The 948-nt window shown below is 44.6% G+C and carries 1 protein-coding gene and 1 pseudogene; both read right to left on the reverse strand.

The window, feature by feature from the left end; genetic code table 11:
* The coding region (gene tatA / locus CIK04_RS24860; RefSeq protein ID WP_128824692.1) for a twin-arginine translocase TatA/TatE family subunit at nt 1–136 on the reverse strand (136 nt) is incomplete at its 3' end.
* Nucleotides 137–185: 49 nt separating this feature from the next.
* Nucleotides 186–948, reverse strand: a pseudogene (gene ubiB, locus CIK04_RS24865) (ubiquinone biosynthesis regulatory protein kinase UbiB); the annotation flags it as partial.

A 948-nucleotide genomic window follows, 5' to 3' on the forward strand; every position in this document is an offset into this window, starting at 1 on the left:
CTTCGTTCATTGCTTTTTTGAAGCCTTTAATTGCGCCGCCTAAATCACTACCAATACCGCGCAGTTTTTTAGTTCCGAATAGCAATACAACGATGACAGCAATAATCAACAGTTGCCAGATACTGATACCACCCATCTTTTACCTCGGGTCTTTTTGTAACAAAAATTAGATCAAGAGTTAACGTCTAACGACGATAAGCTCGCCAACTGAACAGCCAAAATGTGACGCCTGCAATAGCCGTCGCCAGTGAAAGCTGTTCATAAGTGTGGTCCTACCAATATTGCCGAGCATACGACTAATGTGGCCCCAACACCAAATAAAAACTTTACCTGTTGCCCTGCATGGACGCTTTGCTGGCTCGATAGCCTTGGTAAAGCTGATCCATTCTCTGGTTCATCTCTTTGCCCTGTTTGAGGCTGTCATACAGCAACTCCGGCAGTTCAGGTAATTTTTCCGCCCAATAAGGCGCGCGGTCTTTTATTGCATTGATCAACGCCTTAGGACCAACTTGATTCATCATCCACTCTTCAAGGAAGGGTTTTGCGGTTTCCCAGAGATCAAGTTGAGGGTAAAGCTGGCGCCCTAACCCTTCCACATACAGCAAGGTTTTTTGCAATAACACCAGTTGTGGCTGAACTTCCATATTGAATCGCCTTGCGGTATTGAATAGGTTCAATAGCACATGACCAAAGGAGATTTCACACAACGGTTTGGCAAAAATCGGCTCACAAACAATACGAATCGCAAATTCAAATTCATCAATATTGGTGTCTGCCGGTACCCAGCCAGAGTCCACATGCAGCTCGGCTACACGTCGATAATCACGATTAAAAACGCCAAAAAGTTTCCGCTAAATAGCGTTTATCTTCGCTATTTAATGTGCCAACAATGCCACAATCCAAACCAATCCATTGGGGGTTCTCGGGATGTTCAGGGTTAACAAACAC

This window comes from Vibrio sp. 03_296 (genome assembly GCF_002265885.1).